This window comes from Methylocaldum sp., assembly GCF_035627495.1.
Classification (GTDB): Bacteria; Pseudomonadota; Gammaproteobacteria; order Methylococcales; family Methylococcaceae; genus Methylocaldum.
The window spans coordinates 14,974-28,186 of record NZ_DASPLO010000004.1; the positions used below are offsets into that span (position 1 = coordinate 14,974).

The 13,213-nt window shown below is 55.6% G+C and carries 13 protein-coding genes; 10 read left to right on the forward strand and 3 right to left on the reverse strand.

The features are described 5' to 3' along the window. Positions 1-23 precede the first annotated feature (23 nt). Positions 24-1,118, forward strand: coding sequence for an AI-2E family transporter (locus tag VEB01_RS00250; RefSeq protein ID WP_324872095.1), 1,095 nt, complete (start codon positions 24-26; stop codon positions 1,116-1,118). A 193-nt stretch (positions 1,119-1,311) separates the two neighbouring features. Continuing rightward, on the forward strand, positions 1,312-1,758 hold the full coding sequence (locus tag VEB01_RS00255; protein ID WP_324872096.1) for a plastocyanin/azurin family copper-binding protein: 447 nt from the start codon (positions 1,312-1,314) through the stop codon (positions 1,756-1,758). A gap of 106 nt (positions 1,759-1,864) precedes the next feature. On the opposite strand, the gene VEB01_RS00260 is transcribed toward VEB01_RS00255, so the two are convergent. Beyond that, positions 1,865-2,593 carry a helix-turn-helix domain-containing protein gene (locus tag VEB01_RS00260; protein WP_324872097.1) on the reverse strand — a complete coding sequence of 243 codons (729 nt, stop codon included), beginning with the start codon at positions 2,591-2,593 and terminating at the stop codon, positions 1,865-1,867. 570 nt (positions 2,594-3,163) lie between these two features. Here VEB01_RS00260 and VEB01_RS00265 point away from each other — a divergent pair. From VEB01_RS00265 to greA, 7 genes are all read left to right on the forward strand, one after another. Further along, positions 3,164-3,559 carry a group II truncated hemoglobin gene (locus VEB01_RS00265; RefSeq protein ID WP_324872098.1) on the forward strand — a complete coding sequence of 132 codons (396 nt, stop codon included), beginning with the start codon at positions 3,164-3,166 and terminating at the stop codon, positions 3,557-3,559. A 31-nt stretch (positions 3,560-3,590) separates the two neighbouring features. Beyond that, positions 3,591-4,430, forward strand: coding sequence for an ATPase (locus VEB01_RS00270; RefSeq protein ID WP_324872099.1), 840 nt, complete (start codon positions 3,591-3,593; stop codon positions 4,428-4,430). 33 nt (positions 4,431-4,463) lie between these two features. Further along, positions 4,464-5,534, forward strand: coding sequence for a homoserine O-succinyltransferase MetA (gene metA, locus VEB01_RS00275; protein ID WP_324872100.1), 1,071 nt, complete (start codon positions 4,464-4,466; stop codon positions 5,532-5,534). A 200-nt stretch (positions 5,535-5,734) separates the two neighbouring features. Next, positions 5,735-5,971, forward strand: coding sequence for a CDGSH iron-sulfur domain-containing protein (locus VEB01_RS00280; RefSeq protein ID WP_324872101.1), 237 nt, complete (start codon positions 5,735-5,737; stop codon positions 5,969-5,971). 162 nt (positions 5,972-6,133) lie between these two features. Continuing rightward, positions 6,134-7,294, forward strand: a complete 1,161-nt coding sequence (gene carA, locus VEB01_RS00285) for a glutamine-hydrolyzing carbamoyl-phosphate synthase small subunit (protein WP_324872102.1) — start codon at positions 6,134-6,136, stop codon at positions 7,292-7,294. Between the two features lie 63 nt (positions 7,295-7,357). Continuing rightward, positions 7,358-10,582, forward strand: coding sequence for a carbamoyl-phosphate synthase large subunit (carB, locus tag VEB01_RS00290; protein ID WP_324872103.1), 3,225 nt, complete (start codon positions 7,358-7,360; stop codon positions 10,580-10,582). 19 nt (positions 10,583-10,601) lie between these two features. Beyond that, positions 10,602-11,078 carry a transcription elongation factor GreA gene (greA, locus tag VEB01_RS00295; protein ID WP_324872104.1) on the forward strand — a complete coding sequence of 159 codons (477 nt, stop codon included), beginning with the start codon at positions 10,602-10,604 and terminating at the stop codon, positions 11,076-11,078. A 1-nt stretch (position 11,079) separates the two neighbouring features. On the opposite strand, the gene yhbY is transcribed toward greA, so the two are convergent. Continuing rightward, the gene (yhbY, locus tag VEB01_RS00300; protein ID WP_324872105.1) at positions 11,080-11,352 is read right to left on the reverse strand and encodes a ribosome assembly RNA-binding protein YhbY; all 273 of its coding nucleotides are present in this window, start codon (positions 11,350-11,352) and stop codon (positions 11,080-11,082) included. Positions 11,353-11,410: 58 nt separating this feature from the next. Here yhbY and rlmE point away from each other — a divergent pair, with 58 nt between their 5' ends. Continuing rightward, complete coding sequence (rlmE, locus tag VEB01_RS00305; RefSeq protein WP_324872106.1) at positions 11,411-12,034, forward strand: 23S rRNA (uridine(2552)-2'-O)-methyltransferase RlmE; 624 nt, start codon at positions 11,411-11,413, stop codon at positions 12,032-12,034. Here the strand turns inward: rlmE and VEB01_RS00310 are convergent. Then, positions 12,031-13,179, reverse strand: coding sequence for an AI-2E family transporter (locus VEB01_RS00310; RefSeq protein WP_324872107.1), 1,149 nt, complete (start codon positions 13,177-13,179; stop codon positions 12,031-12,033). The two genes, rlmE and VEB01_RS00310, sit on opposite strands and share 4 nt — an antisense overlap. Positions 13,180-13,213 lie beyond the last annotated feature (34 nt).

The following is a 13,213-nucleotide window of genomic DNA, read 5'->3' on the forward strand; positions in this document are numbered from 1 at the left end:
CGCAAAACTTTAATAGGGCGTCAATGGCCAATTTGAACAAATGCATGGTAGTGGCCGGCATTCTCGGGGCTGGCTGGCTAATTTATTTGTTGGCTCCCATCTTGACGCCTTTTGTCGCCGGTGCGCTGGTGGCTTATCTGAGTGATCCCCTTGCCGACCGTTTAGAGTCGCTCGGGCTAAAGCGTCAGAATGCCGTAATCGTCGTTTTTGCGGTCATTATTTTCGCTATCAGTTTGGTGCTTCTGTTGATCATCCCAATGCTGGAGGAGCAGATCAACAGGTTCATCGACAATCTGCCCGCATACTCCCGCTGGTTTAGAGCGACTGTTATCCCCTGGGCGCAAAAACATCTGGGAATACGCATCAAATTCGTCGATTTGGAACAGCTTGCCGGAATGTTAAGCGCTCACTGGCAGCAGGCGGGAGGGGTGGCGACCACCGTCCTGTCTTCTTTGTCACGTTCCGGCGCCGTAGTGATCTCGTGGCTGATGAATCTAGTTTTGATTCCCGTCGTCATCTTTTATCTGCTGAGAGACTGGGATGTGATAGTCGCCCAGGTCAATGGACTTCTACCACGTCGTTGGGCGCCTGACATTACCATGCTCGCGGCAGAATCGGACGAAGTTCTGAGCGCCGTTTTTCGAGGTCAATTTGCGGTAATGGCCGCTCTCGGCACGATTTACAGTGTGGGACTATGGCTGGTCGGACTGGATTTGGCGCTCCTTATCGGCATGTTTTCCGGACTGATCAGTTTTATACCGTATGCGGGTTCGATCTCCGGCGTGGTGGCCGCATCCATAGCCGCGCTGACGCAATTCGGGGATTTGTGGTCGGTTGTTCCGGTTCTGGCCGTATTCGGCGTGGGTCAAATGCTTGAGGGGGTTTGGTTAACTCCTTGGCTGGTGGGGAATAAGATCGGTCTGCATCCCGTGGCGGTCATTTTCGCCGTTCTGGCGGGCGGCCAGCTGTTCGGGTTTTTAGGTGTGTTGCTCGCGTTGCCGGTCGCGTCGGTGATTATGGTGTTGATGCGGCATATCCATAGCCTTTATAAATCGAGCGATCTTTATGGCGATGATGTCTCCGGCGAGGATTCCGAAAGCTTAGGGGATCGGAGTTAGCGAACCCGTCATGGAACCGATGCGTCTGAATATCATACATGGCTAATTAAGCCAAATTGATGTATTATCGTGCACTGAGGTGTACGGGGATATATCGGATCAATTCAGGGAATGGTTTTGACAAAACAGGGGGGTTGTTTTTCCGATTCGCCTGGCATCCGTGATAACGAAAAACAGTATTGGAGGTTATGTAATGATTTCTGTTAAGAAAGCGATGCTTGCTGTAGCGGGTGTGGCGATGCTGGCGTCGGCCGCCGTCAATGCGGAGACTGTCGAAGTAAAAGGTCAAGGCGTGAAATTCGCGCCCGAAATTATTCATGCCAAAGTTGGCGACGTTATTTCGTTCCGCAATATGGCGACCCATTTCGTAGAAAGCGTAGAAGGCATGTGGCCGGAAGGGGCTCCGAAAATGCTGTCCGCTATGGGTGCCGATTACGACTATCCGGTAGAGAAAGAGGGTCTGTACGTCTTCAAATGCCCGCCACACTGGGGTGCTCGCATGGGTGCCGTGATGGTGGTAGGCCAGCCGGCTGATTTGAGCGCTACGGTAGAAAAATACCTCCAGGTTGCTGATACCGTTAAAGAAGCTAAGCCTGCGAAAGGTCTTCTGACTAAATTCCAAGAATCTGAGAAGAAATAATACTCTTCCTCAGTCTTAGTGAAAGGCGCACCGAGTTCCGCTCGGCGCGCCTTTTTCTTTGGCCGCGCTTTTTCGGGCTTATCGGAATTGTATTTATGTTGAGGGGCTAGCGGTTGGCGTATGTGGCTCTCAACGCATCTAGGTCCAATATGCGAACGTCTCTGTGATGGACCGTAATCAGTCCGGCATCTTCGAGATTCCGCAACGTACGGCTGACCGTCTCGAGAGCTAATCCTAGAAAATTGCCGATCTCCTGGCGAGTAAGGGTGAGTTTAAAGTCTATCGGCGAAAAGCCGCGCTTTCTGAGGCGGTCCGAAAGATTCAGGATAAACATCGCAACCCGCTCTTCCGCCGCACGTTTATTGATGATCACCTGGTCTGTTTCTTCATCCAGCTTGGCGCTGGCGTGACGGAACAGTTCTCGCAGCAAATTCGGCACTTCGTGGCACAACTGGTCGAGTTGATCGGCGGGAAGTTCGCAGTAGCTTAAGGTTTCGAGGGCAACTGCAGAGCATTTGTGGTGATTGGTGGCTAGCGCGTCAAAACCGAGCAGTTCCCCCGGCAACAGGAAGCCGGTAATGTATTCCCCGCCATACGAGTCGTGAATGACGGTTTTTGCCGTTCCTCCCTTAATCGCTAACACGCCGCGGAACTTGTCGCCCTCGTGGAAAAGATGCTCCCCTCGCTGCAAAGTTTTCTTGCGGCTAACGATACGGCTAATACGCTCGATATCCTTTTGGGCTAATCCCCGAGGGATGCACAGCGATGTTAAACTGCAATTCTGACAGGTTACTTGCAGTTTCGTTTTAAGGTCGAGTGAGGGCGTTGTGGTCACGAGTGCAATTGGACAGATATAAAGCCAAAAGAATAGTCAACCGGGAGAAGCCATTTACAGTTCTGACGGATTGGCACTGGATCGAAGACGGGTGTTAATAATTGTTCGGGCGGCGAGGGACATTAGATGGGCGCCCTTAATCGCGAGGCCGAGGTTTTGCGTCAAGTTATTAAGCGAGTAACGCAGCCAATTTATCGATGCATAGTCAATGCGCTCGTCGTGTTTATATTAACCATATCCTCCTGAATTGGGGAGACTGCCTTGACTCAAGGTGGTCGGAGGCTAAACCGGTTGCTGTTGTAAAGGCGGCCATAGATTCGCTGATTAAGCATTCGCGTCGGGCAGACCTAAGGCCGAGCCGCACTAGTTTGCCAGGAGTACGATAGGCGTGGGGCAGGGTTCCCAAAGCCATGGGAAGATGCGTTGTACCTCATGACGGCACTTCGGTAAATGGACCAGCCAACAAAGCTGTTTGTAATGATTTGTAGGGGTTTCGTAGCTGGTCGCCATTCTCCAAACAAGGATCGAACCTGTTAAAATTCGCGTAATTTATAACACATCCGAATCGTGATGAATTCCCCTGATGTAATTACACCTTATCAGCTTGTCGGCGGGGAAACTGCTGTCCGAGGGTTGGTGGAACGGTTTTACGGGTACATGGACACAATGTCCGAAGCTCATGATATTCGGGCGATGCATCCAGCGGATTTGACCGGTTCCAAGGATAAGTTATTCAAGTTTCTGTCCGGCTGGTTGGGCGGTCCCGATCTTTATTGCGAGGAGTTCGGTCACCCGCGCCTGCGTATGCGGCATTTTCCGTTTTCCATCGGCACGAAGGAACGGGATCAATGGTTGCTGTGCATGTTCAAGGCGCTCGACGATATGCCTTTGAATTCCGTCTTGCGCGAGTCTCTTGCCCGAGCGTTTACGCAGACAGCCGATCACATGATCAATCGGGCCGAATAACCGCTCATTACACCATTCATAGGGAAAAACCATGAGAATGAGCCCCCGGGAGTTCCTGGACTGGGAGACCAAACGTATCACCCTGCTGGGCATGTCCGGCGTCGGCAAGACGACGCTGGCCAATAACTTGCCGAAGAAGAAATGGTTCCATTATTCCGGCGACTACCGGATCGGCACCAAGTATTTGGAGGAGCCGATTCTCGACAATATCAAGCGGCAGGCGATGGATGTGCCGTTTCTGCGCGATTTGTTGCGCTCCGATTCGATTTATATCCGAAGCAACATCACCGTGGATAACCTGGCGCCGGTTTCGACCTTTCTCGGAAAGATAGGCGATCCGGCTAAGGGCGGGCTCACGCTGAGCGAATTCAAGCGCCGCCAAGCCCTGCACCGGCAGGCCGAGATCGCCGCGATGCGCGACGTTCCCGAGTTTATACGCAAAGTCGAGTCGATTTACGGCTACAAGCATTTCATCAACGATGCCGGCGGCAGCGTATGCGAGTTGGGAGATCCGGAAACCATCAGGATTCTCGCGGAGCACACGATCATTTTATATATCAGGACCACTCCGGAGTTGGAGCATCTTCTGATCGAGCGCGCTCAGCGGGATCCCAAGCCGCTCTACTACAGGGAGGCGTTTCTGGACCAGCAGCTCGCTGAATTCATGAGGGAGAGGGGGTATTCGGATATCGAGGCGATCCCCCCGGACGAATTCGTCTCCTGGGTGTTTCCCCAATTGTTCCGCTCGCGACTGCCCCGTTACCAGGCCATAGCCGACGAATACGGCTATACCGTCGATGCCAATGCGATCGCGAATGTTCAGTGTGAAGACGACTTCATTCGTCTCATAATGGACGCCTTGGCGCGTTGACCGCGTTAACTTTATCCCGGAGAGCTTAACGACATGCCCTTGGTAGCTCATACCGAATTGCCGACGTTTAATCGCTTGCGGGAAGAGGGGCAGGAGATTCTCTCGGTCGAGCGGGCCCGCCATCAAGACATCCGCGAAATGCATATCGGGCTCCTGAACATGATGCCGGATTCGGCGCTGGAGGCGACCGAGCGGCAGTTTTTCCGCCTGGTGGGGGCCGCTAATCCGATCGTGCAATTTCATATGCACCCGTTCACGATCGAGGGTTTACGGCGAAGCGAGCCGGCGCGGGGTCATATCGACCGCTATTACGAGACGTTCGAGCAAATCAAACGCGATGGGCTTGACGGGCTGATCGTGAGCGGCGCGAATGTCACTCATCCTCATCTACCGGAAGAGGCGTTCTGGCAGCCTTTGACTGAAGTATTCGATTGGGCGAAGCGGAACGTCACGTCCATTTTGTGCTCGTGTCTCGCGACCCATGCGCTGTTCCAGTACTGCCACGGCGTGGAGCGCACCCATTTGGGCTTCAAGCGTTGGGGTGTGTATTCCCACCGGGTGGTCGAGCGGCGTCATCCCTTGGTCGCCGATATCAATACCCGTTTCGACGTGCCCCATTCCCGTTACAACGAAATCTTTAGGGAAGACATGGAGGCCGCTGGGCTTAAAGTGCTGGTGGAAAGCGAGGAGGCGGGCGTACATCTGGCTGTGAGCCATGATTTTCTGCGCGTTGTGTATTTCCAAGGACACCCGGAGTACGACATAGTCAGCTTGCTGAAAGAGTACAAGCGCGAAGTGATGCGTCACTACGACGGCGAGCGCGAAGACTATCCGCCGTTCCCGGAGCATTATTTCGGTCTGGAAATGGGCGGCCTGCTCAATGAATACGGCCAACACCTCCGAAGCGCCAGACGCGTCGGAAAGATGCCTCCTGAGTTCCCCGAAGAGTCGGTGATCCGGCATTTGGACAACACCTGGCGGGATACGGCGAAAGCGGTATTCAATAACTGGCTGGGATGTATCTACCAGGTCACCGATCAAGATCGCCGTAAGCCTTTCATGGATCATATCGATCCGGAGAATCCGCTAGGACTAATGATATGATTCCGCGCGACGCGGTGCGGAACCTTCGTAGGTGACCCCGAGTCGTATCGCGGAAGTTCGGGAGGATCGGTCACTCACGCGCCGAAGCCAAGGCCGACCAAAAGGCGGCTGTCGGTTATCCGGATCAAGTCGCTTTCCCCTAATACCTGAGCATTCGCGCATCACCTCCCTTCCTCTGAGAATGCGAACAGGAGATATCCATGTCTGAACCGACGGTCACTCAGAAGGCCCCGTACGCTGTCGAACTGGAGCCGGGTAAATACTGGTGGTGTTCCTGTGGGCGATCGGCCAGCCAACCGTTCTGCGACGGGTCCCATAAAGGAACGGAATTTTCACCGGTACCCTTCGAACTCAGCGAGACGAAGAAAGTCTGGCTCTGCGGTTGCAAGCATACCGATAAGCAGCCTATGTGCGACGGAACCCACGGCAAACTGTGATGGGTCTGGATGGCAAGACATCAGCCGGTTGATTGACGGGCCCTCATAGACAGCGGATGCCGATTTTTCGTAAAATCCCCGCTAAATTAGCGATATCCGCGAATAACATCAACGGGACGGACCATGCGGTCCTTCCCGTTTTGCATGTTTAAGGTGACACAATTGAACACGCTCGCATTATTGGCCTTGGAAGACGGCACCGTTTTTCGGGGCATATCCATCGGGGCAGATGACTGTTCCGTCGGTGAAGTGGTCTTCAATACATCCATAACCGGTTACCAAGAAATCTTGACGGATCCGTCGTATGCCCGTCAGATCGTAACGCTCACTTATCCGCACATCGGCAACGTCGGCATTAATCGTGAAGACGTGGAATCGACGGGAGTGTATGCCAGCGGTTTGGTGGTTCGCGACGCGCCGGCTCGTTTGAGCAATTGGCGTGCCGACAGCAGTCTTTCGGAATACCTGAAAGAGAATAGGGTGGTGGGCATTGCCGGGATCGACACCCGGAAACTGACTCGCATACTTCGCGATAAGGGCGCGCAGCGCGGTTGCCTCATAGCCGGCAAAGAGATCGACCCGGAGTACGCCGTGGCCAAAGCCCAAGAGTTTCCCGGGCTGCAAGGCATGGACCTGGCCAAGGAGGTCAGTGTAAAACAAAGCTACGGCTGGTCGGAAACGTCCTGGCGGCTTGGCCATGGATATGGCGAGCTTCGGAAGGATCAATTTCATGTCGTCGCATACGACTTCGGCGTAAAACGTAATATTCTTCGCCTTTTGGCCGATCGAGGCTGCCAGTTGACCGTGGTTCCGGCCACGACATCGGCCCAGGAGGTCCTGAAATTGAAGCCGGACGGCGTGTTTTTATCGAATGGGCCCGGCGATCCCGAACCGTGCGACTATGCCATTCAAGCGATCCGAGAATTTCTGGACATCGAGATTCCGGTGTTCGGCATATGCCTCGGCCATCAGCTGTTGGCTCTGGCGAGCGGCGCGAGAACGGCGAAAATGAAGTTCGGTCATCACGGCGCCAACCATCCCGTGCAAGAACTGGATACCGGACGCGTATTGATTACGAGCCAAAACCACGGTTTCGCGGTGGACGAAAGCAGCCTTCCACGAAACGTACGGCCGACTTACCGTTCGCTCTTCGACGGCAGCCTGCAAGGTGTCGAGTTGACCGACCGCCCGGCATTCAGCTTCCAAGGCCATCCCGAGGCCAGCCCCGGACCGCATGACCTGACCCCGTTGTTCGATCGTTTTATCGAAAGCATGACCTATCGGCAGGACAACCGGGTTGCACGCATCGTACCCGCAGGTTGAGTTTTGGGGCCGTGCCGAATGAATTTCGCCCCCAGCAGACATTGATCAAAGACATAACGCTTCATGCCTAAGAGAACCGACATTCAGTCAATCCTTTTGCTCGGCGCCGGCCCCATCGTTATCGGCCAGGCTTGCGAGTTCGACTACTCCGGCGCACAGGCGTGCAAGGCATTAAAGGAAGAGGGCTTCCGGGTAATTTTGGTCAACTCCAATCCGGCCACCATCATGACGGATCCGGAGATGGCCGACGCCACCTATATCGAACCCATAGACTGGCAGACCGTTGCCAAGATCATCGAGAAAGAGCGCCCGGACGCGCTGTTGCCCACCATGGGCGGACAGACCGCACTCAATTGCGCTCTCGATCTGGACCGCAACGGGGTGCTGGAGAAATTCGGGGTGCAGATGATCGGTGCTTCCAAGGATGCCATCGACAAGGCCGAGGATCGGCAGAAGTTCAAGCAAGCCATGACCGAGATCGGCCTGGGCTCGGCCCGCTCCGGCATCGCCCACAGCCTGGAAGAGGCGCTCGCCTGTCTGGACGAGATCGGCTATCCGGCGATCATCCGGCCATCGTTTACGCTAGGCGGAAGCGGCGGGGGCATCGCGTACAACCGCCAGGAATTCATCGAAATCTGCGAGCGCGGATTGGAGCTCTCGCCCACCCACGAACTTCTCATCGAGGAATCGGTCGTGGGCTGGAAAGAATTCGAGATGGAGGTGGTGCGCGATCACAAGGACAACTGCATCATCATCTGTTCCATCGAGAATTTCGATCCGATGGGCGTGCATACCGGGGATTCCATCACCGTCGCCCCGGCGCAGACCCTCACGGACAAGGAATACCAGATCATGCGCGACGCCTCCATCGCGGTGCTGCGCGAGATCGGGGTCGACACCGGCGGCTCGAACGTGCAGTTCGCCGTCAACCCCAAGGATGGCCGTCTCATCGTGATCGAGATGAATCCCAGGGTCAGCCGTTCCTCGGCCCTGGCATCCAAGGCCACCGGATTTCCGATCGCCAAGGTGGCCGCGAAGCTGGCGGTCGGCTATACGCTGGACGAACTGAAGAACGAGATCACCGGAGGCGCGACGCCGGCCTCTTTCGAGCCGACCATCGATTATGTGGTCACCAAGGTGCCCCGGTTTGCGTTCGAGAAGTTTCCGCAGGCGGACGATCGTCTCACGACCCAGATGAAGTCGGTCGGCGAAGCCATGGCCATAGGCCGCACCTTCCAGGAATCCCTGCAAAAGGCTTTGCGCAGCCTGGAGACCGGCGTGGACGGCCTGGTCGGAAAGCTCGACGTTTCCGCCGAGGACGCCCGTAATATTCTGCTTCGGGAGCTCCGTCATCCGGGACCCGAGCGTATTTACTATCTCGCCGACGCTTTTCGGGCGGGATGGACTTTGGACGAGGTGCATGCCCATAGCAGCGTGGACCCCTGGTTCCTTGCACAGATTGAAGATCTGGTTCAAGAAGAACAGGGACTGGCGAAGCGCACCCTGGCCACGCTGTCTTCGGAAGAGCTGTTCGCCTTAAAGCGCAAAGGGTTTTCCGATTCGCGCCTGGCGGTACTGTTGGGCAGCGCCGAGTCGGAAGTTCGGGCCATCCGCCACAAGCATGGCATTCGTCCGGTGTATAAGCGCATCGACTCCTGCGCGGCGGAATTCGCCACGGCAACGGCTTATCTCTATTCTACCTACGAGGAAGAATGCGAAGCCAATCCGACCGAACGGAACAAAATCATCGTTCTGGGCGGCGGACCCAATCGCATCGGTCAAGGCATCGAGTTCGACTACTGCTGCGTGCACGCGGCCATGGCATTGCGGGAGGATGGTTATGAAACCATCATGATCAACTGCAATCCGGAAACGGTTTCCACCGATTTCGACACGTCCGATCGACTCTATTTCGAGCCGCTAACGCTGGAAGACGTGCTGGAGATCATCCATTTGGAAAAGCCGGCGGGGGTGATCGTCCAGTATGGCGGGCAGACGCCGCTGAAGCTGGCGCGGGCACTTGAGGCGGCCGATGCGCCCATTATCGGCACGTCGCCCGACTCCATCGATCTGGCGGAAGACCGGGAGCGTTTCCAAAAGCTCGTCGACCGCTTGAACCTCAAGCAACCGCCCAACCGCACCGCGCGCTCGCAGGATGAAGCCGTGCGCTGTGCCAACGAAATCGGTTATCCGCTGGTAGTCCGTCCTTCTTATGTGCTGGGTGGGCGGGCCATGGAAATCGTATTCAACGACGAAGACCTTAGCCGCTACATGCGCGAGGCAGTCAGCGTTTCCAACGAGTCGCCGGTGCTGTTGGATCGCTTTCTGGATGATGCCATCGAGATGGACGTCGATGCCATATGCGACGGCAAGCGGGTCTTGATCGGCGGATTGATGCAGCACATCGAGCAGGCGGGGGTGCATTCCGGCGATTCGGCGTGCTCGATACCGCCCTATGACCTGAGCCCTGAGCTTCAAGCTCAAGTGCGCGAACAGGTTCGGCAGCTTGCTGAGGCGCTGGGTGTAGTAGGGCTCATGAACACCCAATTCGCCATCAAGGGCGAGGAAATTTTCATTCTGGAAGTCAATCCGCGCGCCTCGCGTACGGTTCCGTTCGTGTCCAAAGCCACCGGTTATGCGCTGGCCAAGATCGCGGCCCGCTGCATGGTCGGCAAGAGCTTGGACGAACAAGGCATCTTTGATGAGCGTATTCCGGACTATTACTCGGTCAAGGAGGCGGTGTTCCCCTTCATCAAATTCCCGGGCGTCGATCCGTTGCTCGGTCCGGAAATGAAGTCCACCGGCGAAGTGATGGGCGTCGGAGTCACATTCGGCGAGGCTTACGCCAAAGCTCAGCGGGCGGCCAGCGTAAAGCTGGCCCGTGGCGGCAATGTGCTGATCAGTGTCCGGGAAAGCGATAAATCCAAAATGATCCCTATCGCGCGCGACCTTTTGGCCAAAGGGTTTCATTTGGTGGCCACCCGCGGATCGGCGAAGGCGCTTGAGGATGCCGGCATTCCCTGCACCACCATAAATAAAGTTTATGAAGGCCGGCCGCATATCGTGGATATGATCAAGAACGACGAACTCCAGTTCATCATCAATACCACCGAGGGTAAGAAAGCCATCACCGATTCGTTCACCATTCGGCGCCAGGCATTGCAACAGCAGATTACCTACACGACCACCATTTCCGGTGCCCGTGCCACCTGTTCCGCTCTGAGCGAACTGGATGCCGGCGATGTCAACCGCCTACAGGATTTGCACCAGGAATTCAGCGAAGTCTGACTTTTAAGGAAACGTGACTATGAAAAAGGTACCGATTACCGCCCGTGGAGCGGAAAAGCTCCGCGAGGAACTCAGTTATCTCAAAACCGTCATGCGCCCGAAAATTATTGCGGCCATTGCAGAGGCGCGGTCGCATGGCGATTTGAAGGAAAATGCCGAATATCATGCGGCGCGCGAGCAACAGGGATTTACCGAAGGCCGGATCAAGGAGATCGAAGGCAAGTTGTCGCACGCGCAAATTATCGATGTGACGACGCTCAACGCCGGGGGCAAGGTCGTTTTCGGGGCCACGGTCGATCTTGAAGATATGGACAACGGCGGCTCGGTGACCTACCAAATCGTCGGCGAGGATGAAGCCAATATCAAAGAGGGTCTTATCTCCATCACATCGCCCATCGCCCGGGCGCTGATCGGCAAGCGGGAGGGCGAGATCGCGACCGTGCAGGCTCCGGGCGGCGTGAAGGAATTTGAAGTTTGCGCGGTCAAATATATCTGAACTATTTTTTGTCCGGATTTTTCCGATAAAGCGTAATGATATGGCCCAGGGATTGAATCAGTTCGGCACCCAATTCCCCGCAGATCCGGGCGGTCATCTCGCGGCGCTCTTCGCGGTCTGCGGCGTTCACCCGCACCTTGATCAACTCGTGATGGTCCAAGGCTAGACCGATCTCGTTTAGCACGGCGGGCGTGATTCCCGCTTGGCCGGTGATGATGACGGGTTTCAGGGAGTGGGCCTTGGCGCGCAAGAATTTTTTTAGATCGGATTTCAACTCGGATTTCCTCGAGAAATTTGGGATTTAGCGAATATCTTCAAACGTGCGTTAAAACATGCCCCGTAGCCGAAGCAGCCGCCGTTGGCTGGCCGAACACTTTTCCGACGAATACGTAAAGCAAGCCCAAGCGCTTGGCTACCGCTCGCGGGCGGTGTTCAAGCTGAAAGAGTTGGACGAGCGGGAACATTTGTTCAAGCCAGGCATGGTGGTGCTGGACTTGGGAGCCGCGCCGGGCGGTTGGTCCCAGTACGCAGCGGAGCGGATCGGCAAAAGCGGCAGAATTATAGCCCTTGATCTCCTGCCGGTGGAAGAGATTCCGGGCGTGACCGTGATTCAGGGCGATTTCCGCGAAGAATCCGTTGTGGAGCGGTTGATGGCGGAGTTGGCGGGTCGAGCGGTCGACTTGGTCTTATCTGACATGGCGCCCAACATGACCGGCGCACGCACCGTGGATCAGTCGCGGGCCATGTATCTCGCCGAACTGGCCCTGGATACCTGTCGGCAACTTCTGAAGCCCGGCGGGAGTTTCGTGGCCAAGCTGTTTCAAGGGCCCGATTTCGACGATTTCGTGCGGGAAACCCGCCGCATGTTCGGCAAGGTCTCGGTGCGTAAACCCAAAGCCTCGCGCGATCGGAGCCCCGAAGTCTATCTGGTGGCCAAGGCCAGAAAGCCGGATTAAGCGCTGTCTTTTTGTTGATCCGGCTTCAGGCTGGAATCGGAACCTCCGATTCGCCTGACCGATTTCGGAACTTCCTCTTCCGTTTCCTCGCCCAATCTCGGCCAAGCCGCCAATACCGCCTTGACCAGCGTCGCCAAGGGAATAGCGAAAAACACGCCCCAAAATCCCCAAAACCCACCGAAAAATAAGATGGCCACGATGATGGCGACCGGATGCAGGTTGACCACTTCGGAGAACAAGAGAGGCACGAGTACGACGCCGTCCAGCGCCTGGATAATCCCATAGGCCAGCAGCAAATACCAAAATTCGTCGGTGAGGCCCCATTGAAAGAAGGCCACGATCATTACCGGAAACGTTACCAGAGTCGCGCCCACATAGGGAATGATCACCGAGAGTCCCATCAGCACCGCGAGCAGCAGGGAGTAATTGAGTCCCATCAACGAGAACGTCACGTAACTCACCGCGAGCAGCACGGTGACTTCGAAAAACTTTCCCCGCACGTAATTTCCGATTTGTATGTCCACCTCAAGCCATACGCGGGTCGAAAGATAACGGTCACGGGGCATATATTGGCTGAACCACGCGAGGATGTAGTCCTTGTCTTTAAGGAAGAAAAACACCAGCAGCGGGACCAGGATCAGGTAAACGATCAAAGTGATGACGCTGACTAGTGACGCATACGAATAAGTCAGCATGGACTGGCCCCAGGCGAGGAGCTCTCGCCGTACCACGGCAGTCAATTCGTAGATCTGTTCCTCGGTAATGAAATTCGGATATCGCTCCGGCAATTGCATCACCAGAATCTGCCCGCGGTTCATCCAAGTCGGCAGTTGCTCGATGAGTTGCACGGTCTGCTGGTAAAGGAGCGGCAGGAGTGCGACGAAGAGAAACAGCAGAAATGCGAGGAAAAGCACGTAGACAATGATGACTGCGACAAGGCGGGGCAATTTTTCCCGTACGCCGATGGCGACTATGCCTTCCAGCAGATAGGCAATGACGCCTGCCGCGAATACCGGCATGAGCATCTGTCCCAAGCTGATCACCAGCAGGAAACCGACAGTCAGTAGGATTGCGAAAGATACGGCCTGCGAGTTCGGCAGTACCCGCTTGATCCAGTCACTCAACCATTCGCGCACGCTTTGCATGGTGACAGAAGTTGCCCTTGTTATGAATTGTTAT

What these genes read in the sequence shown, in the direction of transcription:
- VEB01_RS00250 (WP_324872095.1), top strand. Translation starts at nt 24, where the DNA reads ATGGCCAATTTGAACAAATGCATGGTAGTGGCCGGCATTCTCGGGGCT.
- VEB01_RS00255 (WP_324872096.1), top strand. Translation starts at nt 1,312, where the DNA reads ATGATTTCTGTTAAGAAAGCGATGCTTGCTGTAGCGGGTGTGGCGATG.
- VEB01_RS00265 (WP_324872098.1), top strand. Translation starts at nt 3,164, where the DNA reads ATGAATTCCCCTGATGTAATTACACCTTATCAGCTTGTCGGCGGGGAA.
- VEB01_RS00270 (WP_324872099.1), top strand. Translation starts at nt 3,591, where the DNA reads ATGAGAATGAGCCCCCGGGAGTTCCTGGACTGGGAGACCAAACGTATC.
- metA (WP_324872100.1), top strand. Translation starts at nt 4,464, where the DNA reads ATGCCCTTGGTAGCTCATACCGAATTGCCGACGTTTAATCGCTTGCGG.
- VEB01_RS00280 (WP_324872101.1), top strand. Translation starts at nt 5,735, where the DNA reads ATGTCTGAACCGACGGTCACTCAGAAGGCCCCGTACGCTGTCGAACTG.
- carB (WP_324872103.1), top strand. Translation starts at nt 7,358, where the DNA reads ATGCCTAAGAGAACCGACATTCAGTCAATCCTTTTGCTCGGCGCCGGC.
- greA (WP_324872104.1), top strand. Translation starts at nt 10,602, where the DNA reads ATGAAAAAGGTACCGATTACCGCCCGTGGAGCGGAAAAGCTCCGCGAG.
- rlmE (WP_324872106.1), top strand. Translation starts at nt 11,411, where the DNA reads ATGCCCCGTAGCCGAAGCAGCCGCCGTTGGCTGGCCGAACACTTTTCC.
- VEB01_RS00310 (WP_324872107.1), bottom strand. Translation starts at nt 13,179, where the DNA reads ATGCAAAGCGTGCGCGAATGGTTGAGTGACTGGATCAAGCGGGTACTG.